This window comes from Algoriphagus sp. (assembly GCF_039969895.1).
In the GTDB taxonomy this organism is placed as follows: domain Bacteria; phylum Bacteroidota; class Bacteroidia; order Cytophagales; family Cyclobacteriaceae; genus Algoriphagus.
In genome coordinates, this window is the sequence record NZ_JBDVMZ010000012.1 from 230,843 (window position 1) to 252,661 (window position 21,819).

Here is a 21,819-nt window from a genome sequence, read left to right on the forward strand (position 1 = left end):
CCAGACATAAGATTTGAGATACAAGATATTAAAGTCAATGAGCTGGATAATAAAGCCAGGATCATAAGTTGATTTGATGGTCGAGGATCGATTTCTTCGGTCTCCTGTCTTCAGTCTCCCCACTTACTTTTTCGAAAACTCAAACAATTTCCGCTTCTCTTCTTTATTCAAAGCTTCATAGCCACGATCAGCGATTTTGTCGAGTATTTGATCGATTTCCTCCTGCGTGGCGTCATCTGATGATACTTGGGTAGGTTTAGATTTAGTGCTTTTAGAAAAGGAAGAGAAACCCCCACCACCAGAAGTTTTAGATTTGCGATAGGTGACTTTTACATTGCTTTTTCTTCCTGAGAAAAGATCCTCAAAGAAAATCCCGACTTTCTGCACAGGCACTCCCCAATCGTTTCCTTTGCGCAGCTGAATAATATAAAGATAGCCCAGTAATGCACCTCCCAAATGAGCCAATTCTCCTCCAGCATTTGCACCCGCAGAATTAGCAAAAGAGAGAATAACATAGAAAATCGCGATGTATTTGATCTTCACCGGACCCAGCAAGATCAAATGAAAAGTAGTATTTGGGCTTAATGTGGCTGCTCCGACCACCACGCCAAATACGCCTGCACTTGCGCCTAGCATAAGCGAGGAATCGAGGCTAGAATTGAAATAAGGCGATATATTGTAGATCAAGACATAGAAAATAGCCCCAGCTAGTCCTCCAAGGATGTAAAGATTAGCTAGTTTTCTGCTGCCCAAAAACTGATGAATCAACTGCCCAAACCAATAGAGAAAGAGCATATTGAACAGAATATGAAATATCCCCTCGTGCAAAAACATGTAGGTAAAAATACTCCAAGGCTGCGTAGCTAATCGAGGCAGAGATGCCGGCATCATCAGATAAGAAAGTGCGGTAGAATAAAAATCACCCAAACCGCCAATGGTCATAAACACCCGAAAAATCAGCACGACGAAAAACACCAGAATATTGATGGCAATCAGCTTGAAGAGGCTGTTGTCGCTGTGCTTAAATGCGTTCCGAAGATTGTCCCAAAAGTTACCGTACATAATTAATAAAAACTGTTTCTGTCTTTTTTCCAGAAGTAAACCAAAACACCGCCAATCACCAGTCCGCTAAGGTGGGCAAAGTGGGCTACGTTGTCCAGCGGATTATTCACCAATACGTTGTAGATGGTGTAAAGGCTGTAGAATAGCACCATATATTTTGCCTTGATAGGAATCGGTGGGAAGAGTAAAAATAACTGGGTATTGGGAAAAAGCATCGCAAATGCTATCAAAACCCCAAATAATGCACCCGAAGCGCCGACCATTGGGACATTCCCCTGAATATCCAGAATAGCATCCAGGGTCTGCTTTGCCTGAGCGATTTTATTAGGATCTTCTGGATTCCGACTATAATCATCCACGAAATCAAACACGGTTGATTGGAAGAATCCTCTATTTTCCAAAACAAGTTTATTGAAGGTATCTGGATCCGGGTTACTTTGAAATGCAGCCACCTTTGCCTCCAAATTATTCATTCTGTAAGCCGTATAGCCGGAATAGAGCACTCCAGAACCGATTCCACAAACCATCCATAAAGTCAGCAATTTCTTTGGCCCCAAAAACTGCTCTAGCAAAGGCCCGAAAATCAAAAGGCCGAACATATTTCCAAATAAATGCCAGAAATCCGCATGCATAAACATGTAGGTCAGAAACTGGAAAGGCTGGAAATAGGGGCTATGAATGTAATAAAGCGCAAACCACTCACTCAACTGGGGAAAGAAAAATCGGGAAACGATCAGAAGTCCCACATTGATGATAAGTAGATTTTTGACTACCGGTGTTATATTTCTAAACATGCTATTTGCCGAAGAAGGAATGAATACTGCTTAAATCTAATTTCACGAAAGTTTTGTTCCCTCCCAATCCATAATTCGGATTTTGACAGGCAAAAAGCTGCCCTACCAGTGTTTCCATTTCCTGTGAATTCAGTTTTTGTCCTTTTTTCAAAGACGATTTACGCGCCAAAGATCGAGCTAGGTTTTCTCTGTTGTCCAGCGAAAGCTCATTTTTGAAATGCTTGTATTGTTCCAGAAGCCCTTCGAAAAGCTCCTTTTCATTTTTTACCTGAATATCTGCAGGCACACCCTGGATCAGCACGGTGTCTTTTCCAAACTCCGAAACCATAAATCCCAAGCTATGCAGCTCTGGCATAATATCCATCACCAAGGCATAATCCGAAGACCCCAGGTTGACAGTCGGAGGAAAAAGGCACTGCTGAGAAGTGCCCTGAGCATGTTTCAGCTGGCGCAAATAACGTTCGTACAGAATGCGCTCATGAGCCGTCTGCTGATCTATGATGAGAAATCCCGTGGACATCTGAGCGACGACATAGTTCAGCTCCACTTGAAAAGTCGCTCCGGTGGATTCTGTCTCTGCTGGTCTGGGAATAAATTCCGAAGCATCATCCGGATTTGCTCTGCTTCCGAAAGTCAACACCTCAGTTTCTTCTGAAGAAGTAGCCTTCTCAATAACTCGTGTTTCGTGTTGCGCTCCTTCAAAAAGCCTTTCCCAGCCAGAGGTACTGGCCTGTTTGAACTCCGGGGTATTGAAGGATTTGTAGCTGTATTCCCGATCTACCTGGGCTTTTTTCTCAGGATCTTGATCCCACTTTTCATTGAAATTCACATCCAAACTAAAGTCCAGCGATGGCACGACGTGATGCGCTCCCAAGGCTTGCTTTACCGCAGATCGAATGACCGCATAGATCGTTCGCTCGTCGTCAAACTTGATCTCGGTCTTGGTTGGATGAACATTGATATCGATATGGGAAGGGTCTATTTCTAAGAAAAGCACATAAAATGGATGCTGATCAGATTGGAGCAAACCCTCAAAAGCCGAGCTCACCGCGTGATTCAGGTAGCTACTTTTTATGAAGCGGTTGTTCACAAAGAAAAATTGCTCACCTCGGGTTTTCTTGGCATTTTCTGGTTTTCCGATGTAGCCTTTCACGGTGACATGAGGCGTTATTTCTTCACAGGGAACGAGCTGCCCTTGATAGTTTTTGCCAAAAAGCCCTATTATTCTATGACTGAGCTTACCTGGCGTAAGGCTATATACTTCCAGATCTTGCTGAAAAAGAGAAAACCCAATTTCGTTGTATGAAAGTGCTACCCGCTGAAATTCGTCCACGATGTGACGCATTTCTACAGGATTTGATTTAAGAAAATTTCTTCGTGCAGGGACGTTGTAAAATAGATTTTTCATGGAAACAGAGGTCCCTACATTTCCTGCAAAAGGCTCCTGCTTTTTCACTTCAGATCCTTCGATCTGTATCAAAGTTCCCAGTTCTGATTCCGCCTGCCGGGTCCTTAACTCCACCTGAGCTACCGCTGCGATGGACGCCAAGGCTTCCCCGCGAAAGCCAAAAGTTCGGATGGAAAAAAGATCCGAGGAGCTGCGAATTTTCGAAGTAGCATGTCGCTCAAAACTCATTCTGGCATCCGTAGCCGACATTCCCTTACCGTTGTCTATGACTTGGATGAGTTGTTTTCCGGCTTCTTTTACCACCACTTGTACTTGCGTGGCTCCAGCATCTACCGCATTTTCAAGAAGTTCTTTCAGTGCAGACGCTGGTCGTTGAACTACCTCTCCAGCTGCGATCTGGTTGGCTATCGCATCGGGAAGGAGTTGGATGATATCACTCATATTTCTTCTTGGGTTTTAGCCTGAAGAAAAAATAAATCGCAGCTATCAGCGCTACCGCATAGGCCATGTATTCGAAGATCAAAGATCCTAGGTAGATGTAGCCAAAGATTGATCCTAGGAGCACTAAAAAAATCAAGGTTCTTATCATCGCCGTTGAAGCAAATACATTTCCTCCATCTCGTTGCTTTATTCCTTTGTGCTGCGCAAAAGAGCCACGAATACCTGCTCCATAAGCACCAAAATCCTGGGAAGTTCCATTAGTTTTTTCCAACAGGCCTTGAGCTTCCAAATCCTTTTTGATCTGAGAGGTTCTCTGTACGAATTCCTCCTTCACTGGATCGTAATACCTAGGTTTGATATCAAATCTCATGGGAGCGGCAGTACGAAATACACTTGGAAGTTTCATGGCAAAATAATTTTTAATAAATACCTCACGTTAAGTAAAAGCACAAGAGAGGAATAAGTTCCAGCGTAGAGACCAGACATCAAATTTATGCGCTTTTTAAGCCTAAATGCGACTCGATCTTACCTTATCTTTTGTAACTTCAATTATCAAGGATTTTAAACCCTTCAGAGGAAGGTTACTTGAGTTAGGAATAGCGATGCGCAAAGCCAACGGCGCTTTCTCTGCCCATCGGCTCTACAAATTTATTTTAAAAGTTAAGGATTAAAAATTTACCCGGGAATGAGCAGCAAGCTTTGGAGAGTTTTGGCAATAGGATTTATAGCACTTATTTTTTCATCAGGAAAGCTCGATGAATCTATTTTGATAGAAGACCCATTGGTATCTACTAACCCTATCGAGCAGCTCAATTGGGTGGATTCGGTATTCAATAACCTGACTTTTGACGAGCGATTGGGTCAGCTATTTATGGTGGCGGCCTATTCCAATCAAGACCAAAGACATGTAGATGAAATCACTCAACTGATCCAAACAGAAAATCTTGGAGGGTTGATTTTTTTCCAAGGAGGCCCAGATCGCCAGGCTCGACTGACCAACCTATACCAAGCTCAATCCAAAACACCACTTTTCATAGCCATGGATGCCGAATGGGGTATCAGCATGCGGCTGGACTCGGTTCCCGATTTTCCCAAAGCCATGACGCTGGGAGCTGTGCAGGATGAGAAGTTGATCTATGCCATGGGCAAAGAGATGGCGCGGCAGTTCAAGGAATTGGGAATGCATATCAATTTTGCTCCGGTCGTCGATGTCAATTCCAATCCTGAAAATCCAGTAATAGGTTACCGTGCATTTGGTGGGGAAAAAGAGATAGTTGCCCAGCATGCCGTTTCCTACATGAAAGGACTTCAGGATAACGGCGTGATCGCCAATGCCAAACATTTTCCTGGTCACGGAGACACGGAGACGGACAGCCATTACTCTTTGCCGGTAATCAAAAATCCTGAGCGGCGAATCTGGGATGTGGATTTATACCCCTATGAAGCGCTTTTCAAAGAAAAGCTGATGTCTGTGATGGTAGCACATCTGAACGTACCAAGTCTGGATGACACGGGCGACATGCCGACAAGCCTTTCCAAAAAAGTGGTGACAGATTTACTCCAAAATAGGATGAACTTCCAAGGTTTGATTTTCACCGATGCGCTAAATATGAAAGGCGTAGCTATAGCAAATGCACCCGGAGAAGTGGATTTGAAGGCTTTGCTGGCGGGAAATGATGTACTTCTTTATTCTCAGGATGTGCCAAAAGCCAAAGCACTAATCAAACAAGCAGTGGCTGATGGAAAGATATCGGAAGGAGAAATTGACCGTAGAGTGAAGAAAATCTTAAAGGCAAAATATTGGGCTGGACTGAACAACTATAGGCCAATTAACACCTATGGGTTGATCGAGCGATTGGATACGCCTGGCACCGAAGTGATCATCGAGCGCCTGTATGCAGATGCCTTTACGGTAGCCACAAACAAGGATGACTTACTCCCTTTTAAGCAACTCGACCTAAAATCCTTTGCTAGTCTGACCATAGGAGACGAGGGCAAGGAATTCCAGGAGTACCTAAGCAACTACGCCAAGTTTGATCATTTCAGCATAGAGAAGGCGGCGAATGAAACCACTCACAATAACACCATCAAAAAACTGGAAGACTACGATGTGGTCGTGGTAGGCTTGATGGGCGTGACCAATAGCCCGAGAAGAAAATTTGGGGTAGCTCCCGCAGATGTGCAGTTGATCAGAGATTTGGAAAAGAGACAGAAGGTAGTGACTGTACTGTTTGGAAATGCCTATGCTGCCCAGCAACTCGAGGGACTTGGCAATGTGGTATTCGCTTACGAGAATAATCCTGTCACACAGAAATTAGCTCCGCAAGTCCTCTTCGGGGCTCGGGCTGCGAAGGGTATTTTGCCGGTAACTATCAATGAACAGTTTTCCCATGGTGTAGGCGGCTATCTGGAGCCCAGCAACCGACTCGCTTATGGCACGCCAGAGAGTGTAGGATTGGATGGGAAAATTTTGGATAAAATAGATGCAGTAGCCGAGAAAGCAATTAGAATTCAAGCTACTCCAGGTGCGAATGTACTGGTAGTGAAGGACGGGAAAGTTGTTTTCGAGCGATCTTATGGCAACCTAGAATACAAATCCAGTCCAAAGGTCAACTCCGAAACTGTGTATGATTTGGCTTCTATTACCAAAGTTTTGGCCACGACACAGGCTGTGATGTTTTTGGAGAGCCGAGGAGAGATCGATATGAAAAATTCTCTTCAGGATTACCTACCAGAGCTGAAAGGCACAAATAAGGGAAAAATGATTCTCAGTGATGTGATGGCGCATGAAGCTGGACTGGTGGCATTTATCCCATATTATGCCAGAACGGTAGAAGCTGGGCAGTGGCGAGGCGACTATTACAAACCTACTCCTTCTGTAGGATTTACACGTCCCGTTTCCAATGACATGTTTGGAATGGATGCGCTACGAGATAGCATCTGGAATTGGACGATAGAATCCAAGGTCACTCCTATCCCAAGAGGAGCTAGTAAGCATGCCTATGTATATTCTGACCTCACGATGTACCTGATGCAAGCGGTAGTGGAACGTGTGGTCAATCAGCCACTGGAATTATTCTTAGACCAGAACTTCTACGCTCCGTTGGGTCTTACCACTATGACTTTCAATCCAGCATTGAAAATGCCGATCGACAATATCGCACCGACGGAAAACGATATTACTTGGAGAAAAAGACAAGTTCAAGGCTATGTCCATGATCAGGGAGCAGCTATGTATGGAGGCGTAGCAGGCCATGCTGGACTTTTTGGCACCGCCAATGACCTAGCTGTGATGATGCAAATGATGCTTAACAAAGGTTCTTATGGAGATGTGAACTTGATCAGTCCAGAGACGATAGAGAAATTCACCAAGAATCAATCTCGTCAAAGTCGAAGAGGTTGGGGTTGGGACAAGCCCAACACTGAGGTTGGAAGTGGAGGATCTGCAGGAGATCTCGCGCCCAAATCTACTTTTGGACATACGGGATTCACAGGTACATGCGTATGGGCCGATCCGGAAAATAACCTAATTTATGTATTCCTATCCAATCGCGTGTATCCCGATATGACGAACACCAAGCTTTTGAAAGAAGGTACCCGGACGGAAATCCACGATATCATCTATGAGGCAATGGGGAAGAAGTAGCTTTTTTTATTTCGACTTTACGACCTTATTGACCTCAATTTCTTTGCTTTACAGGAAAGGTGACCCATGTGGGATGACCGATGTAGCCTAAAATTTAAACTTCACCTAATTTGTGATGCTTGTGATTTTTAGGCTCAAAAAGGCAATTTACCCAAATCTACATTTCCTCCCGAAAGGATAATCCCGACTTTTTTGCACCTGAATCTATCCTGGTTGGCCAGTAAAGCTGCCAGAGGAACTGCACATGATGGCTCGATTACGATCTTCATCCGCTCATAAATCAGGCGCATGGCATCGATGATTTGTGGATCTGTAGCTAGCAAAATATCCGAAACATAGGTTTTGATCAGTTCGAAATTCAATACTCCTAAGGAGGTTAATAATCCATCGGCAATGGTATTGGGACCTGATTGAGGAATAATCTTGCCGGCGTGAAATGACTGAAAGGCATCATCTGCACCTTGTGGTTCGGCAGCGATTACTTCTATGGAAGGATTGAGATAATGCGCTGTCAACGCCGTCCCGCCCAGCAATCCGCCTCCACCCACAGGAGCCAGGATGATATTCAGGTCATTTTGATCTTCGATAAGCTCGAGCGCACACGTTGCCTGACCCTCGATCACGTCCATAAAGTCGTATGGAGGAATGAATGTTGCACCAGTTTTTGCTACCACTTCTTCCAGCGTTGTTTCCCTCGCTTTTAGATTCGGTTCACATTCTATGATCTCTCCACCATAGCCTTTTACGGCCTTTTTCTTGATCTCAGGCGCATTGGATGGCATCACGATGTAGGCTGGGATTCCAGCAACTCTTGCCGCTCTAGCCAAAGCTGCCGCATGATTTCCACTGCTGTGTGTGGCAACTCCCTTAGCTTTCTGTGAATCGGTAAGTTTCATGACTGCATTTGCAGCTCCTCTAGCTTTGAAGGCGCCGACTTTCTGGAAGTTCTCACATTTGAAAAAAATCTCACAGCCTGCGATTTCATTAATTGCCGAAGATGTTAGAATAGGAGTTCGGTGGATAAATGGCTGAATGCGAGCGTGGGCATCTTGAATGGCTGAGAGAGAAAGGAAAGTAGTTTGCATAGATTAAAATTAGGGAGAAAAAGAGAAAGGAGATTTAGAGATTGGAGAAATAGTTAAACCACATGGAGATGATTAGTATCTTCAGGCATGAATAGCATGGAGATTGATTTTTTCCCGATAATGGGAGAAGCTTTGACTAAGGATAATACGGTGGTATTGGATTTTTCTCCTACTAATCCTGCTCTCGAATTTATTGATTTATCAAACACACAGTCTTTCAATACTTATGTTTTTGATCAGATTACGGAGCAAAATTATACGTATGGAATAGGCGGGTATTTGGAGAATCGTGCGATTTATTCCCGCAGCGAAGTTTTCGCTACAGCGGAGGCAGATTTTAGAAATATCCATTTAGGCATAGATATCTGGGCGATTTCGGGTACCTCGATCTTTGCGCCGATGGATGGAATTATCCACAGCTTTCAGGACAATGCCGGTTTTGGCAACTATGGCCCCACGATCATTTTACAGCATGAATATGAGAGAGAAATTTTCTATTCACTCTACGGACACCTTTCTCGGGCTGATTTGGAAAAATTGGAAATTGGGCAAAAAGTGAAGGCAGGGGAAAAGTTTTGTGAGATTGGTCCATATCCCGAAAACGGAGATTGGCCGCCACATCTTCACTTTCAGTTGATGTTAGATTTGATGGGAAATACTGGGGATTTTCCGGGCGTATGTTCAGTACGTGAGCTCGAAAAGTTCAAAGCTATTTGTCCAAATCCAACTATAGTTTTACGCTGCGAAGTGCTTTAAGCATTAGCGAGGGTTATCAGACGCAACCCTTCCAAGGTCAGGTTTCTGTCTATTTCCATAAAAACTTCTGCCAGAGGCGTAAGAACAGAAGAAAGACCTCCAGTGGCAATTACCTGAAACTTTTGGTTGGTTTCTTTTTCAATGGTTTCTATCATTCCTTTCACTAGTCCAGTGTATCCGTACAAAATCCCTGCTTGGATAGCATGGATGGTGTTTTGACCTAAGGCTGACTCGGGCATTTTCAATTCTACCTCCGGAAGCTTAGAGGTGTTTTGGAAAAGAGAATTGAGTGCAGTTTTCAAGCCTGGAACGATATTGACACCGATTATTTCTCCCTGGGCATTGACCACGGTAAATGTGAGCGCCGTTCCAAAATCGACTACAATCATAGACTTATGGTACTTTGAGAACCCGGCCATAACGTTGCACATCAGGTCGGTTCCGATCTCGTTTGGACGAAGGGATCTGATGGGCAGGCTATCGTAGCTGTCCGGGGAAATAAGGTAAGGCAGGGTGCCAAAGTAATTTTCACAAAACTGAAGAATCTGATCATTGATCTCAGGCACTACAGAACTGAAACCGATCTGCTTAATAGCGGAAGGATTGATGCTATGCTCCAAAAAATACAAAGGGACTTTCTTATGCAGCTGAGCCGAAAATTTATCCGCGTGGGTTTCTATACGAAAGTGATTTTTCCAACTTCCATTAGGTTGATCATAAAGTGCAAAAACCACATTTGAATTCCCTGCATCTATTGCTAAAAACATTGTTCCTCGGATTTGATTAAATTAGCCTTTTCCAAAATTAAACGGAATATTAAACTTTAGACATGTACACGCTAAGAGAAGGAAAAATCGAGGATCTTCCTCGGGTATTGGAATTGATAAATGAGTTGGCGATCTATGAGAAAGCTCCAGAGGAAGTGACCAACACCATTGAAATGATGGAAAAGGATGGGTTTGGTGAAAATCCTGTGTTTGGGACCATTCTCTGCGTAAAAGAGGAAACGTCCGAGATCATCGGCTTGGCAATTTACTATTATCGCTACAGCACCTGGAAAGGAAAGCGAATTTATTTAGAAGATCTCATCGTCACTCAGTCAGAGCGAGGGAATGGTGCCGGCAAATTGCTTTTTGATCGTATTATGGAAAAAGGAATTGAAGAAAATTGCACAGGAATGATGTGGCAAGTGCTCGATTGGAACGAGCCAGCGATCAATTTCTACAGAAAATATGGAGCAAGACTAGAAGCAGGATGGCTCAATGCTCATCTGCAAGACTATGAAATTAAGCAGATACTAGCCCAATAATTACCATTGTAATTGCATTACCTCTGGTATCAAGATATATACTACCTTAAATTAGTTACAGAGCTGATACACCTTAGAAAACAGTGAAGGCCGAGAGTATTCTCCCGGCCTTTACTATTTATAACTATCTTAAAATCTGGAAATTACCCTTTCACGCTATAATTTGGAGCTTCTCTTGTCACTGATACATCATGTGGATGCGATTCCTTCACACCAGCTGAGGTAATTTTGACGAATTTTCCATTTTTCTGAAGGTCTTCGATAGTCTGAGTACCGCAGTAACCCATACCTGCCTGAAGTCCACCAACCAATTGGTAAAGAACTTCAGAAACCAAGCCTTTGTAAGGAACTCTGCCTACGATTCCTTCTGGAACCAGCTTTTTGATATTGTCTTCTGCATCTTGGAAGTAGCGGTCTTTGGAACCGGATTCCATTGCTTCCAGCGAACCCATGCCTCTGTAGGATTTGAATTTTCTCCCTTGGAAAATGATCATTTCCCCTGGAGCTTCCTCTGTGCCTGCCAGTAAGGAGCCAATCATGATGGAACTTCCGCCCGCAGCAATTGCCTTTACCAAATCTCCAGAGTAACGAATACCACCATCAGCGATCACTGGAACTCCACGATCTTTCAATGCTTCAGCGCATTCGAATACCGCAGATAATTGAGGAACACCTACTCCGGCAATAATTCTAGTGGTACAAATAGATCCTGGACCTACACCCACCTTCACGGCGTCTGCTCCTGCATCGGCTAAGGCAATGGCTGCTTCTGGAGTTGCGATATTTCCGACGATTACTTCCAGATCAGGGAAGGCATCTTTGATTTTTCTACATGTTTCGATTACTCCTTTGGAGTGACCATGAGCCGTATCAATAGAAACAACATCGACACCAGCATTCATTAAAGCTTCTACTCGCTCTACAATATCTGCCGTCACACCAACTGCAGCGCCTACGCGAAGTCTTCCAAACTCATCTTTACATGCATTTGGCTTATCTTTTCTTTTCAAAATATCCTTGTAGGTGATTAAACCCGTAAGCTTATTTTCATCATCTACGATTGGAAGTTTCTCGATTTTGTATTCCTGAAGAATCTCTTCGGCTTGCTCAAGGGACACACCTGACTTTGCAGTGATCAGATTATCTATTGTCATGATCTCCCTAATCGGGCGCTCCTGATCTTTGATGAAGCGAAGGTCACGATTGGTGATAATGCCCTTGAGAACCTTTTTTTCATCCACTACGGGTATGCCTCCAATGCTGTATTCACGCATTATCGTCTCTGCATCTTTGACTTTGGCACTGATATGTAGCGTGATAGGATCTAGGATCATTCCCGCTTGAGAACGCTTTACTTTACGAACTTGAGCCGCTTGCTGCTCGATAGACATGTTCTTATGGACAAATCCAAGTCCCCCTTCAAGAGCGATAGCTATAGCCAATTCAGCCTCAGTGACCGTGTCCATAGCAGCGGAAACCAAAGGTATGTTTAGCCTGATTTTTTTGGTGAGTTGGGTAGAGGTATTCGTGTCGCGGGGAAGGACTTCTGAATAACCTGGTACTAGAAGCACGTCATCGTAGGTAAGCGCTTCGTAGAGGAATTTATCTGAATTTGTATTCATGGCAAATATTGGTATGTAGGAACCCTATTTGCACGTCAAAGTTAAAAACAAAATCCAATGCCAAACTAATCCAGTCCCAAATAAATTTGGAATAGTGCTCTATTTTCTTCCAAAACCAAATTTGAGGTTCTGGAATAAATTTACTTAAGCTTAAAATTCAATTTTATAGTTGAGAGATCAAATCAAAAGTTCCCCATCTAGCTAAAACGAAAATCTATTTTTCTAGCAATTTAAAATTCCTTTTCTAATGGCAATCCTCCTTCAAAAAAGGTGAATCGAACCTCAGATTCATTCTCTTGATTAGTACGATGGAAATAGATTCCTTCTTTCGCGACCATGGGTTTGGCAAAACAATCTGCAGGAATTTTAAAATGCCCCAAAAGTTCGAGGTCTTCAGATATCACATTTATCCAGTGGTATCCTCTTCTAAAATTAATTCTTTCACCAGCTTCTGGAAACCGCTCCTCCTTCTCTATCCGATAATAAAGCTTCCTGTAGGGATCCCATGTCACTTCCCAAAATTGAGCAGAACATCGAATTGCTGGAATAATGTATTTTCCAGCTTCAAATGGAGAAGGATTTATTTTTGTAGTGATGAATTTACCGGGAATACTTTTTTTCTTTTCTGTATTCGTCTTAGGATCAAAAACTATCAACTCTGATGTGAATGGAAATTGTATTAAGACATTATCTGAAGAGGTGGTCACAAAAGGTGTGTTTAACCCTTCATACAGCTTAAGACTTGATTGGTAATCTTCATTAAACTGAAACGCATGATGATCTTCCAGTTCTAAATCCGTATTCAGGAAGTAGATACCAGCTATAGTACTGGATTTTGACAAATCATAATAGGGCAATACCAGCAAATTATCTATAATGTTTGCAGATGGTACATCATTCAATGCAACGGAATATCCTTTTTTTGAATTCAGGTACTCAGTACCATCAAAATTTAAAGCTCTTCCAAATTGGTATTGTAATGTCTCGGAAAGAAAATCCGGATTTTCTTTGAAAGGGATCCTATAGAGGCTGTTTGAAGATTTGTAATATAGTTGATTACCAATTTTTGACACCCCCCCTCCCTTATTGAATAGTATGGGTTCTTGGGAAGGAAGTTTTATTTGAAATAGGGAAGTTTTGTCAGTTAAACTGAAAATATCAATCGAATGATTGGTGAAAAAGTAGCCTATGAAATAGTCATCTGTCCAGGAATTGGCAATTTCATAGGTAGAAGAGTAATTTGATTCAATAGGAATCACTAGCTGCTCTGAGCTGGTAAATTCAGTAGTAGCTTCCTTTTTCTGCGAACAAAAGCAAAATATAAGGATGGAAAGATTGATAAGTTTATTTTTCATAAAGAGAAAAATTACTTGATATTAAAATATCAAGTAATCAATGATAAAATTATTCAGGAAGAACAGGATCACAAGATTCAGGATAAATTATTAAGACCTGATTTGAAGGCCAATCCCCATCACATGCATCTACAACTGCTAAATATAGCCTGTTCTTCCTCTAAAGTACATACCAAATATGTACCACCAAAACTATCGCAATCTGGTAATCTAGCATATACCGATTGTGAAACAAAGATTGCGGTTAACGCAATAACAGTAGAAATAAAGATTTTTTTCATAATATCAAGTTAAAAAATGCCCGCTGGCCTCCACTAACTATTTATATGATTGGCAGAGGGGGGGGGGATATACGGTTGTCCTATAATGCCATGCCGAATATGGTTTTTAAAAATTTAGCCATTTTTACACTTCTTATTGGCAAATTAATTTCGCCAATTTTTGTTTGGCTTGCTCTTCTGTGTTAGTTTGACCTGAGGAAAATTGAGATCTTCCTTTGTCAATTTTTTCAAGAATAAGTAAGCGGTCCACGATCTCATCTATACTAATTTCCTCATTCATTTTTGAAATTGATTCTAATACAGCTGACTTTTTCATAGGATCACATGTTTAAGCAAATCCAGTATAGCGAAAATCTACTTTTTCTGCAGCCTTGCAATATAGAACCCATCAAAGCCACTCTCTTGTGCTAGGACTTTCTGATCCTCGATCAATGTGAAGTCTTTGCCTGCTTCGCTTTCCAAAAATTTGGCGATTTGATCCTGATTTTCTGATGGTAAAATACTGCAGGTAGCATAGACCATTTGCCCGCCTGGCTTCACCATGGATGGATAGCTTTGGAGGATTTCCTGCTGCGTTTTACGGACTTTTTCTATTGATTCTTCGCTAAGTTTCCACTTGGTATCAGGATTTCTGCGAAGTACTCCAAGTCCAGAACATGGCACGTCCAATAGCAATCTATCTGCAGTTTCCTTCATTCTTTTGATAGTCTTTGATCCTTCTATGACTTTTCGCTCAATGATAGAAACCCCATCACGACGGGCTCTCAATTTGGTCTGCTGAAGTTTCCATTCTTCCACATCCATGGAGAGAACTTTTCCTTTATTTTGCATCAAAGCAGCAATGTGAAGGGACTTCCCTCCAGCACCTGCACAGGCATCTATTACTCGCATGCCTGGTTCTACAGCTAATGCTTGAGCTACTAACTGAGAAGAGGCGTCCTGCACTTCAAACATTCCTTCTTTGAAAGCAGGATGGCGAAATACATTGGTTCGCTCATCCAGGATCAAGGCATCCGGGTAACCTTTGATAATGTGCGTATGAATATTGTCCTCAGCGAGCCTGTTTTTCAGTTGCTCACGGGTGATTTTTAGTGTATTGACACGCAAAACTACCTGTGCTTCCTGATTCAAACTGTGGATTTCGGCTTCCCATTTATCACCCAACTCTTTTTTCCCCAGATCGAAAAGCCAATCGGGAACAGACTCGAGCTTGGCTGGATCTTCGAGTTTATCGTACTTCTCTTTGATTTTATCAGGGTTGATTTTCGCAAATTCTTCCCAAGGCGGAAGGCTATGTCCCTGCATCAGCCAATAGGTCCCGAATAAATCATACGGCTCCTTACTTGGGCTCAAAAAGTTGATCAGTCTCCACCAACGCACCATTTCATAAGTAGTCTCTGCAATAAAAGAGCGATCACGCGCACCCCATTTAGGGTTAGATTTTAGTGTTCTTTCGATTACTTTGTCTGCGTATTGACCTTCTTCAAAAATGGCTGCGAGTGCAGTATGAACTCCGCGGATGGTATTGTTGTGTAACTTCATGTTCAATCATTTTTCCTCTTAAACCGCATGCAATCTCGCAGGGTAAAGAACCATCTCTTTCTATGATTCTTAAGCAGTGCTCGATGGGATGGGAAATAAATTCTGCACAAAGGTAGTTTTTCTTTCTGAGTCTGTCAGAATGAGATTTTAAAAGGGGGAAAAGACTAAACCAAATCGGATGCCATCGCGGGATACTGCGGAGCCAAAATCCTCACTTCTACCCATTTTTTCATAGATGTTGTAGTAAGGAAAGGGGCTAAAACCAGGATCTATTAGCTGTGACGAGTTGTCTTTGATGATTTGTCGTCGAAACTCAAGAAGATTGGCACGTACCTCCAAAGCCATCCAACTCGTGGCTTGGAAAGCAAAGGCAACGTCCATCCCAAATTTCCAATTGGTCTCCGCGATCGGATAAGTGATTGAAGAAGGATAAGAAATCGAGAGTGCCAAGTCGGCGTTCATGTGATTTGTAAAGCAATTGGGACAGGGAAAATAAGCTGGATAGAGCGCTATATTTCCATCTTTGCCACTTTCCTTCATCCCATAAAAAGAAAAGTTCAACGATGTTTTTGCACCCAACTTTACATTCCGACGAAGAAAAAGACCAAATCCTCTAAGGTCATTTTGAATGGACGTCTCATTAACCGTAGTGCTATAACCGACCAAGGGATAGTTGCCCATGTCATCAGGCCTATTATAATCATAAATAGGGTAACTATACTCTAAAGGTTCTGTGCCAATGCGGTAAGATTGAAAGTTCATCATCAGTCCTGCTCCCCATTTTTCATTGAAATTAAACCCTATCATAGGTCTCATACTTCCGCTTCGTTCTCTGGGAAAAGAATTGAATGCATTGCTTGGTGTTCCTTTTTGCCAATAGGAACCATCCACTTCTATCCAGAATTTAGAGTCCGTTTGAGCAAAAGTAAGGCATGAGATAAAGGTGAAAATCAGGATAAAGTATAGGTTTTTCATATGTTTAGAATTTGATCTTTAATGGCCATATGTAATCTCGCATGGTTAATAACCATACCAGTGTGTGTCGCCTGCGTCATGCCTGTCTGCCTCAGGCAGGCTCGATTTCGTAGAGAAACTGAGTTTGATATCTTTACGATTTATTTAAATAAATCGCTACAAAGCATGTCTCCCTATTCTGAATTGGCTAAAAAACTTAGCGCACAACTTTCACTCTATGATGCTCAGGAAGCAGAGAGTCTAGTAAGTTGGCTTCTAGAGCGCCATCTGGGCTTGAGAAAAGTGGATATGATGCATTTTTTGGAGGAGAAAAACTTGCCTCAAAAACTCTGGGAAGACATGGCGCGACTGAAAACCGGCGAGCCTATTCAGTATATTTTAGGAAAAGGGCCATTCTATGGAAGAGAGTTTTTCGTCAGTCCTGCAACCTTGATTCCCAGAAATGAAACCGAGGAATTGGTGCATTTGATCATCAAGGAGAATCGAAATGCTGGTTTGAAGATTTTGGACATAGGGACGGGAACGGGTTGCATTCCTATTTCCTTGGCCTTGGAGATGAATAATCCTGAGGTTTATGGAGTGGATATTTCGGAAGAAGCTTTGCAAATCGCTGAGAAAAATGGGGTTGCGCTAGCTGCGAAAGTTACTTTTAGTACATGTGATATTCTGACTCAAGTCCCAGAAGTCGCTGAATTGGATATTTTGGTTTCCAATCCGCCTTATATTCCAGAGCAGCAGAGATCAGAAATGCATAAAAATGTGCTGGATTTCGAACCTGAACTCGCGCTCTTCGTGAGTAATGAGGATCCGTTAATTTTCTACAAAAGGATCTCCGAAATAGGAAAACAACTCTTGAAGCCAAATGGTAAGCTATATTTTGAAATCAATGAGAACTATGGAAACGATGTGGCGAGCCTCATGCAAGATCTAGGATACTCGGAAGTGAGAGTTTTGAAGGATTTGAATGAGAAGGAAAGAATGGTGGCAGGAAGACGTTAATTAAGACGTAAGTAGTAGCTAGAGTGTGCTATGATAAATGTGATTCGAATAACTGAAATGTATCAATACTATTTAGGTAGAGTTGGTTCTATTGAAAATCCCAAAATATGAGTCAGAAGAAATGCCCCAATTGTGGAGAATGGTCAACTTGGACAAATAACTACGAAGATCGATGCGAGCATTGTGGAGAGAATCTATCTCCTGTAGAGTTAGATCGACACTTTAAAAAAGAGGCGGAAAAAGACCGGCAGGAAAAAGATTGGATGTTCTATATAAAGCCTGAAGATTCTGGTATCAAGAAATTCTTTAAGAAATCCGGCAACCTCTTTTATACGGTATTCATGGCTATCATGACCTTCATCATGTGGCTGATAGCAGCATTACCGGGATGATGGACATTTTCAGACATCCCATATTTATCATCGCCTCTTTGGCATTTTGGGTCAATCTATACCTGGAAAAATCCCTTGATATTTTTATCCCATACTATCATTCCTACGGAGATGATCTGATGGCTATGCCGGTGGTTTTTGGGATTTGTCTGCAGCTGATGCGATGGATTCATCCTTTGAAAACTGAACTCACTTTCAGCAAAAAGCAGCTTCTGATCGGTTTGACATATTTTTCGATCGTATTTGAAGTAGTGCTGCCTTGGCTTTCAACCACCTATAGAGCAGATCCGCTGGATGTGATTTTTTACACCATCGGAACCGGGGTTTTTTACACGTTTATGAACAAACCTGCTCTCCAACCCAAAAAATTCCCGGTGCTTTAATAGTCGTAATTCCCTCAGACACTTCCAGCATAGTCGCATAAGAAATAGGCAAAATGAGTTCGCCATTTTCATTTTTGATTTGAACGGGCATGCCTTCTTTGCCATGGATGTGAATATTTCCTTCGGCAAACCATTTTATGAAAGCTCCAGACGTAACAGGATAATACTTCCAATCCCCATCTATAATTGTAATATTGATCTGTTCAAGTTGAGCATGAAGATCCAATGCAGCGAGATGCGAAATTCCGACAAGGTGAACGGCCTTATGTTCAGTGTACAGCAAATAATCCAAACCAGTTTGCAAATCGTCCTTATCAGAACAAGTGATAAACCTCATCGGATATTGGGCCTCGAGAAGTTGTTGATTTTCTTGTTGAAACGTATCCGAAGCTAGAATGACGTCTAGTTTAATTCCCCAACTCAGCACTTGATCAAGCGCTTTTTCACTGACCATAACCGTCGGCACCCACTCCAAAAGCGGAGAAACCTGATCATAACGAATCTGATCCGCATCTAAAATTAGCACAGCAGGTTCTTGCTGTTCTTTGACAAAATGATGTGATGACATCAGGACTGGATTTTTCGATAGAACTCGAGGGAATTTCTGTAAGCCAAACCTTCCAAATCCGTTGCACTCAATTTGTCTTCCAAACTTTCGAGTAGAGATGGATATTTACTGGCATTTTCTGCCAAAGGAAAATAAAATGGAAAGCGGGCTGGATCTCCAAAATTCTTGGTATAAAAATAATCCGCTCCAAAGCAGATGGCCTTTTGTCCTCCCAACTCAAAACCGCGCAGAATATGCTCAAACAAGCGCTCCGGAACTTCAGTATCCAGGAATGCTCTCAGGAAATTCACGCCGATAATCCCGCCACGATGGATGATTTCCTTGGCAAATTCATCGGTGAGATTGCGTGGATGATTCCAGACTTCACGGAAGTTAGAATGACTGGCGATCACAGGAATATCTAGGTTATTGCTGTCGATATGATTGAGAATTCCTTCTGCCAGCATATCCGAGGTATGCGAGAGATCCACTGGAATACTTTTGCCAGCCATGTAATCCAGCAATTTTTTCCCGTCAGCCTTCAATCCAATTCCCTTGGTATAATTTCCTCCACCGAAGCGATTTTCGGTATGATGGGTGAGGCTGATGTAAGCAAGTGATCTTACTCGGTCCAAGATGAAATCGAACTGCTTGTAGATCTCATCCCAACTTGCCGTTTCATTACCAAATCCAGCAGCATTTTCTACCGACGCTTTGATTCCTACCCGGTTTTGTTTGTCCCAATTCTGCAAAAAATCTGAGCCTGCTAAGGCTAAGTCATTGGAATATTTCTGATGAAGCTCCTCAAAAATCAACGCTTGGCGAGTTGCCAAATTCATGCTTTCTGGTCTTACATCGGTGTAAATAGCCATTACTTGCATGCGGACATTTCCTTCTTGCAGCCAAGGAATAGCGCATGCTATGTCGTCTTTGGCAAAAGCATTAGCTTCAGGTAGGACTGCAAGGTAGGACAGCATATCGCAGTGCATGTCTATAATCGGGTAGTGCATAGTCTGGTGGGTTTCAAACAAAGTAAGCCAAAAAAGCCTTTGTTTTTTATACTTTTAGGCAGGATTACTTCCTAAGGATCCAGGACAATAAATAAAAATTCATTAGACAATAGTAGATATGGCTTTAGCACAACCTTTCAATTTCAAAAAATGGATAGATGAAAACAGACATCTTCTTAAGCCACCGATTGGTAATCAGCAGGTTTACAAAGGAAATGATGACTTCATCGTCATGGTCGTAGGCGGGCCAAATTCTCGAAAAGACTACCATTCCAATGAGGGCGAGGAGTTCTTCTATCAGCTGGAAGGCGATATCGTGCTAAAAGTAATCGAAGATGGAAAGCCAAAAGATATTGCCATCCGCGAAGGGGAGATTTTCCTTCTACCCGCTAAAGTTCCTCATTCTCCTCGTCGTCCGGCTAATACAATTGGTTTGGTGATCGAGCGCTACAGAAGAGCAGGAGAGGTAGATGGATTTATCTGGCACTGTGAAAACTGTGGGGAAAAGCTCTACGAGGAATTTTTTGAAGTTACGGACATTGTCACCCAGCTGCCGCCTGTGCAGGAGCGTTTTTGGGGAAATCCTGAGAACCATACTTGTAAGAATTGCGGAACGGTAATGGAGAAGTGAGGTGATGTCTAATGCCTGGTGACCGGCGCTACCAAATCCATATAGTTGAACAAATCCTAGGATGCTTTTGTCTTTAACGTGTATTACTTAAAGATTATGTTTACCCGCATGTACATCAGAAAAAGATGTGACACGGCATAATTGGATAGTAAACCCTTGAATTGAGGCCGCTTCGGTCACCCGTGATCGGTCTTCCAGCCTGTTAAGCAAAGAAAATAATGGTACTGGCGTGATTGTGATTATTCACTGAAAAATTATATAACCCCAACTATTTCAAAAATGAACTATCAATATACAGCTGATTTTGCTCGGGAGATGGATGAGAAAGATCCCCTTGCTTCCTTTAGAGATCGTTTTCTTTTCCCCAAAGTAAATGGAAAAGACGCGATCTATTTTTGTGGAAATTCCCTGGGCTTACAACCAAAATCAGCGAAAGACTATATCGCAAAAGAGCTTTCAAATTGGTCTGAAATGGCAGTAGATGGACATTTTCAGGGAGAAGATGCTTGGATGTATGCGAGGCTAAAGTCAAAACCAGCTCTATCGGACATAGTTGGAGCTCACGAACATGAGGTGGTGGCCATGAATAATCTATCGGTAAATCTTCACCTGTTGATGGTTTCATTTTACAAACCAACCAAGAAGCGATTTAAGATAATCGTCGAAGGGGGAGCTTTTCCTTCAGACCAATACATGCTCGAGACTCAGGTGAAGTTTCATGGACTAGATCCTGAAGAGGCTATCATCGAACTAATCCCTCGCGAGGGGGAGCATACGCTTCGTACCGAGGATATTTTGGCCGAAATAAGAAAGCAAGGAGATTCTCTGGCTATGGTAAATATGGCTGGTTTGCAATATTACACCGGACAGGTTTTCGATATGAAAACCATTACGGCAGCCGCTCATGAAGTAGGTGCTTATGCGGGATTTGATTTGGCGCATGCTGTTGGCAATGCTCCACTGAGCCTACACGATTGGGATGTGGATTTTGCGACTTGGTGCAGTTATAAGTATATGAATTCAGGCCCAGGCAACGTTTCTGGGGTTTTTATTCACGAGCGATTTGCAGATCGCCCTGATATGAATCGTTTTGCTGGCTGGTGGGGACATGATCAGGAGCAGCGCTTTAAGATGGAAAAAGGTTTTGTGCCCATGCATGGCGCTGACGGCTGGCAATTGTCCAATTCAGATATCATTGGATTAGCGGTACATCAAGCGTCCTTGGATATTTTTCAAGAAGCTGGAATTAAAAACCTGAGACAAAAATCAGAGCATCTCACAGGATATTTAGCTTATTTAATCGAAGAAATCAATGGAAAATCAGGGGTTTTGGAAATTATTACTCCTAAAAATCCTGCGGAAAGAGGCTGTCAGCTATCTTTGCACATTCATCGCGGAGGCAAGGCCGTATTCGATGAATGGTATAAACACGGAGTCGTAGGCGACTGGCGCAATCCAAATGTGATCCGCCTGGCACCTACTCCGCTCTATAACAGCTTCCTGGACGTATTCCGATTTGCACAAATTTTGGAACAATCTCTGAAGAAATTCGCTTAAAAGAAGCGTGGATAAAACAATCCA

Annotated in this window: 21 protein-coding genes; 8 read left to right on the forward strand and 13 right to left on the reverse strand. The window is 42.5% G+C overall.

Annotated features, from left to right (window positions below):
* Positions 1-123 precede the first annotated feature (123 nt).
* The 4 genes from ABJH64_RS07155 to ABJH64_RS07170 are packed head-to-tail and all read right to left on the reverse strand — an operon-like array spanning position 124 to position 4,111.
* On the reverse strand, positions 124-1,062 hold the full coding sequence (locus ABJH64_RS07155; RefSeq protein ID WP_348275033.1) for a rhomboid family intramembrane serine protease: 939 nt from the start codon (positions 1,060-1,062) through the stop codon (positions 124-126).
* A 2-nt stretch (positions 1,063-1,064) separates the two neighbouring features.
* Positions 1,065-1,856, reverse strand: a complete 792-nt coding sequence (locus ABJH64_RS07160) for a rhomboid family intramembrane serine protease (RefSeq protein ID WP_348275034.1) — start codon at positions 1,854-1,856, stop codon at positions 1,065-1,067.
* Position 1,857: 1 nt separating this feature from the next.
* Positions 1,858-3,705: a DNA mismatch repair endonuclease MutL gene (mutL, locus tag ABJH64_RS07165; RefSeq protein WP_348275035.1), complete on the reverse strand. Its 1,848-nt coding sequence runs from the start codon at positions 3,703-3,705 to the stop codon at positions 1,858-1,860.
* Complete coding sequence (locus ABJH64_RS07170; protein ID WP_348275036.1) at positions 3,698-4,111, reverse strand: hypothetical protein; 414 nt, start codon at positions 4,109-4,111, stop codon at positions 3,698-3,700. The genes mutL and ABJH64_RS07170 overlap by 8 nt, the downstream gene beginning before the upstream one ends.
* Positions 4,112-4,390: 279 nt before the next feature.
* On the opposite strand from ABJH64_RS07170, the gene ABJH64_RS07175 reads away from it, so the two are divergent.
* The gene (locus ABJH64_RS07175) at positions 4,391-7,351 is read left to right on the forward strand and encodes a glycoside hydrolase family 3 N-terminal domain-containing protein (RefSeq protein ID WP_348299824.1); all 2,961 of its coding nucleotides are present in this window, start codon (positions 4,391-4,393) and stop codon (positions 7,349-7,351) included.
* A gap of 134 nt (positions 7,352-7,485) precedes the next feature.
* Here ABJH64_RS07175 and ABJH64_RS07180 read toward each other — a convergent pair whose 3' ends face one another.
* Entirely contained in the window at positions 7,486-8,436 is a 951-nt protein-coding gene (locus tag ABJH64_RS07180; RefSeq protein WP_348274099.1) for a pyridoxal-phosphate dependent enzyme, read from the reverse strand.
* Positions 8,437-8,532: 96 nt separating this feature from the next.
* Between ABJH64_RS07180 and ABJH64_RS07185 the strand changes: the two genes are divergently transcribed.
* Positions 8,533-9,192 carry a peptidoglycan DD-metalloendopeptidase family protein gene (locus ABJH64_RS07185; RefSeq protein ID WP_348274100.1) on the forward strand — a complete coding sequence of 220 codons (660 nt, stop codon included), beginning with the start codon at positions 8,533-8,535 and terminating at the stop codon, positions 9,190-9,192.
* Here the strand turns inward: ABJH64_RS07185 and ABJH64_RS07190 are convergent.
* A complete protein-coding gene (locus ABJH64_RS07190) occupies positions 9,189-9,959 on the reverse strand; it encodes a type III pantothenate kinase (protein WP_348274101.1) in 771 nt (256 codons plus the stop codon). The genes ABJH64_RS07185 and ABJH64_RS07190 overlap by 4 nt on opposite strands.
* A gap of 62 nt (positions 9,960-10,021) precedes the next feature.
* Between ABJH64_RS07190 and ABJH64_RS07195 the strand changes: the two genes are divergently transcribed.
* Positions 10,022-10,501 (forward strand): GNAT family N-acetyltransferase, encoded by a 480-nt coding sequence (locus ABJH64_RS07195; RefSeq protein ID WP_348274102.1) that lies wholly within the window; start codon positions 10,022-10,024, stop codon positions 10,499-10,501.
* Between the two features lie 143 nt (positions 10,502-10,644).
* Here ABJH64_RS07195 and guaB read toward each other — a convergent pair whose 3' ends face one another.
* The 5 genes from guaB to ABJH64_RS07220 all read right to left on the reverse strand — a co-directional run bounded on the left by guaB (position 10,645) and on the right by ABJH64_RS07220 (position 16,276).
* Complete coding sequence (guaB, locus tag ABJH64_RS07200; RefSeq protein WP_348274103.1) at positions 10,645-12,123, reverse strand: IMP dehydrogenase; 1,479 nt, start codon at positions 12,121-12,123, stop codon at positions 10,645-10,647.
* Positions 12,124-12,353: 230 nt separating this feature from the next.
* Positions 12,354-13,478, reverse strand: a complete 1,125-nt coding sequence (locus tag ABJH64_RS07205; protein ID WP_348274104.1) for a DUF4221 family protein — start codon at positions 13,476-13,478, stop codon at positions 12,354-12,356.
* Positions 13,479-13,892: 414 nt separating this feature from the next.
* Complete coding sequence (locus ABJH64_RS07210) at positions 13,893-14,075, reverse strand: hypothetical protein (protein ID WP_348274105.1); 183 nt, start codon at positions 14,073-14,075, stop codon at positions 13,893-13,895.
* 38 nt (positions 14,076-14,113) lie between these two features.
* A complete protein-coding gene (locus tag ABJH64_RS07215; RefSeq protein ID WP_348334747.1) occupies positions 14,114-15,301 on the reverse strand; it encodes a class I SAM-dependent methyltransferase in 1,188 nt (395 codons plus the stop codon).
* A 147-nt stretch (positions 15,302-15,448) separates the two neighbouring features.
* A complete protein-coding gene (locus tag ABJH64_RS07220) occupies positions 15,449-16,276 on the reverse strand; it encodes a hypothetical protein (RefSeq protein ID WP_348275183.1) in 828 nt (275 codons plus the stop codon).
* A gap of 165 nt (positions 16,277-16,441) precedes the next feature.
* Between ABJH64_RS07220 and prmC the strand changes: the two genes are divergently transcribed.
* From prmC to ABJH64_RS07235, 3 genes are all read left to right on the forward strand, one after another.
* Positions 16,442-17,275 carry a peptide chain release factor N(5)-glutamine methyltransferase gene (gene prmC / locus ABJH64_RS07225; protein ID WP_348275184.1) on the forward strand — a complete coding sequence of 278 codons (834 nt, stop codon included), beginning with the start codon at positions 16,442-16,444 and terminating at the stop codon, positions 17,273-17,275.
* Between the two features lie 107 nt (positions 17,276-17,382).
* The gene (locus ABJH64_RS07230) at positions 17,383-17,667 is read left to right on the forward strand and encodes a class I tRNA ligase family protein (protein WP_348275185.1); all 285 of its coding nucleotides are present in this window, start codon (positions 17,383-17,385) and stop codon (positions 17,665-17,667) included.
* Positions 17,640-18,050, forward strand: a complete 411-nt coding sequence (locus tag ABJH64_RS07235; RefSeq protein ID WP_348275186.1) for a magnesium citrate secondary transporter — start codon at positions 17,640-17,642, stop codon at positions 18,048-18,050. The genes ABJH64_RS07230 and ABJH64_RS07235 overlap by 28 nt, the downstream gene beginning before the upstream one ends.
* On the opposite strand, the gene ABJH64_RS07240 is transcribed toward ABJH64_RS07235, so the two are convergent.
* A complete protein-coding gene (locus tag ABJH64_RS07240) occupies positions 18,004-18,618 on the reverse strand; it encodes a thiamine pyrophosphokinase (RefSeq protein ID WP_348275187.1) in 615 nt (204 codons plus the stop codon). The genes ABJH64_RS07235 and ABJH64_RS07240 overlap by 47 nt on opposite strands.
* Positions 18,618-19,607 (reverse strand): membrane dipeptidase, encoded by a 990-nt coding sequence (locus ABJH64_RS07245; protein ID WP_348275188.1) that lies wholly within the window; start codon positions 19,605-19,607, stop codon positions 18,618-18,620. Before ABJH64_RS07245 ends, ABJH64_RS07240 begins: the two co-directional genes overlap by 1 nt.
* Positions 19,608-19,725: 118 nt before the next feature.
* Here ABJH64_RS07245 and ABJH64_RS07250 point away from each other — a divergent pair, with 118 nt between their 5' ends.
* Entirely contained in the window at positions 19,726-20,238 is a 513-nt protein-coding gene (locus ABJH64_RS07250) for a 3-hydroxyanthranilate 3,4-dioxygenase (protein ID WP_348275189.1), read from the forward strand.
* A 270-nt stretch (positions 20,239-20,508) separates the two neighbouring features.
* Positions 20,509-21,795 (forward strand): kynureninase, encoded by a 1,287-nt coding sequence (gene kynU, locus ABJH64_RS07255; protein WP_348275195.1) that lies wholly within the window; start codon positions 20,509-20,511, stop codon positions 21,793-21,795.
* Positions 21,796-21,819: the final 24 nt, after the last annotated feature.

Coding starts and splice junctions, on each gene's coding strand:
- ABJH64_RS07175 (WP_348299824.1), top strand. CDS start 4,391: ATGAGCAGCAAGCTTTGGAGAGTTTTGGCAATAGGATTTATAGCACTT.
- ABJH64_RS07245 (WP_348275188.1), bottom strand. CDS start 19,607: ATGCACTACCCGATTATAGACATGCACTGCGATATGCTGTCCTACCTT.
- ABJH64_RS07160 (WP_348275034.1), bottom strand. CDS start 1,856: ATGTTTAGAAATATAACACCGGTAGTCAAAAATCTACTTATCATCAAT.
- ABJH64_RS07215 (WP_348334747.1), bottom strand. CDS start 15,301: ATGAAGTTACACAACAATACCATCCGCGGAGTTCATACTGCACTCGCA.
- ABJH64_RS07205 (WP_348274104.1), bottom strand. CDS start 13,478: ATGAAAAATAAACTTATCAATCTTTCCATCCTTATATTTTGCTTTTGT.
- prmC (WP_348275184.1), top strand. CDS start 16,442: ATGTCTCCCTATTCTGAATTGGCTAAAAAACTTAGCGCACAACTTTCA.
- guaB (WP_348274103.1), bottom strand. CDS start 12,123: ATGAATACAAATTCAGATAAATTCCTCTACGAAGCGCTTACCTACGAT.
- ABJH64_RS07155 (WP_348275033.1), bottom strand. CDS start 1,062: ATGTACGGTAACTTTTGGGACAATCTTCGGAACGCATTTAAGCACAGC.
- ABJH64_RS07220 (WP_348275183.1), bottom strand. CDS start 16,276: ATGAAAAACCTATACTTTATCCTGATTTTCACCTTTATCTCATGCCTT.
- ABJH64_RS07230 (WP_348275185.1), top strand. CDS start 17,383: ATGAGTCAGAAGAAATGCCCCAATTGTGGAGAATGGTCAACTTGGACA.
- ABJH64_RS07185 (WP_348274100.1), top strand. CDS start 8,533: ATGGAGATTGATTTTTTCCCGATAATGGGAGAAGCTTTGACTAAGGAT.
- ABJH64_RS07240 (WP_348275187.1), bottom strand. CDS start 18,618: ATGTCATCACATCATTTTGTCAAAGAACAGCAAGAACCTGCTGTGCTA.
- ABJH64_RS07190 (WP_348274101.1), bottom strand. CDS start 9,959: ATGTTTTTAGCAATAGATGCAGGGAATTCAAATGTGGTTTTTGCACTT.
- ABJH64_RS07180 (WP_348274099.1), bottom strand. CDS start 8,436: ATGCAAACTACTTTCCTTTCTCTCTCAGCCATTCAAGATGCCCACGCT.
- ABJH64_RS07210 (WP_348274105.1), bottom strand. CDS start 14,075: ATGAAAAAGTCAGCTGTATTAGAATCAATTTCAAAAATGAATGAGGAA.
- ABJH64_RS07170 (WP_348275036.1), bottom strand. CDS start 4,111: ATGAAACTTCCAAGTGTATTTCGTACTGCCGCTCCCATGAGATTTGAT.
- mutL (WP_348275035.1), bottom strand. CDS start 3,705: ATGAGTGATATCATCCAACTCCTTCCCGATGCGATAGCCAACCAGATC.
- ABJH64_RS07195 (WP_348274102.1), top strand. CDS start 10,022: ATGTACACGCTAAGAGAAGGAAAAATCGAGGATCTTCCTCGGGTATTG.
- ABJH64_RS07250 (WP_348275189.1), top strand. CDS start 19,726: ATGGCTTTAGCACAACCTTTCAATTTCAAAAAATGGATAGATGAAAAC.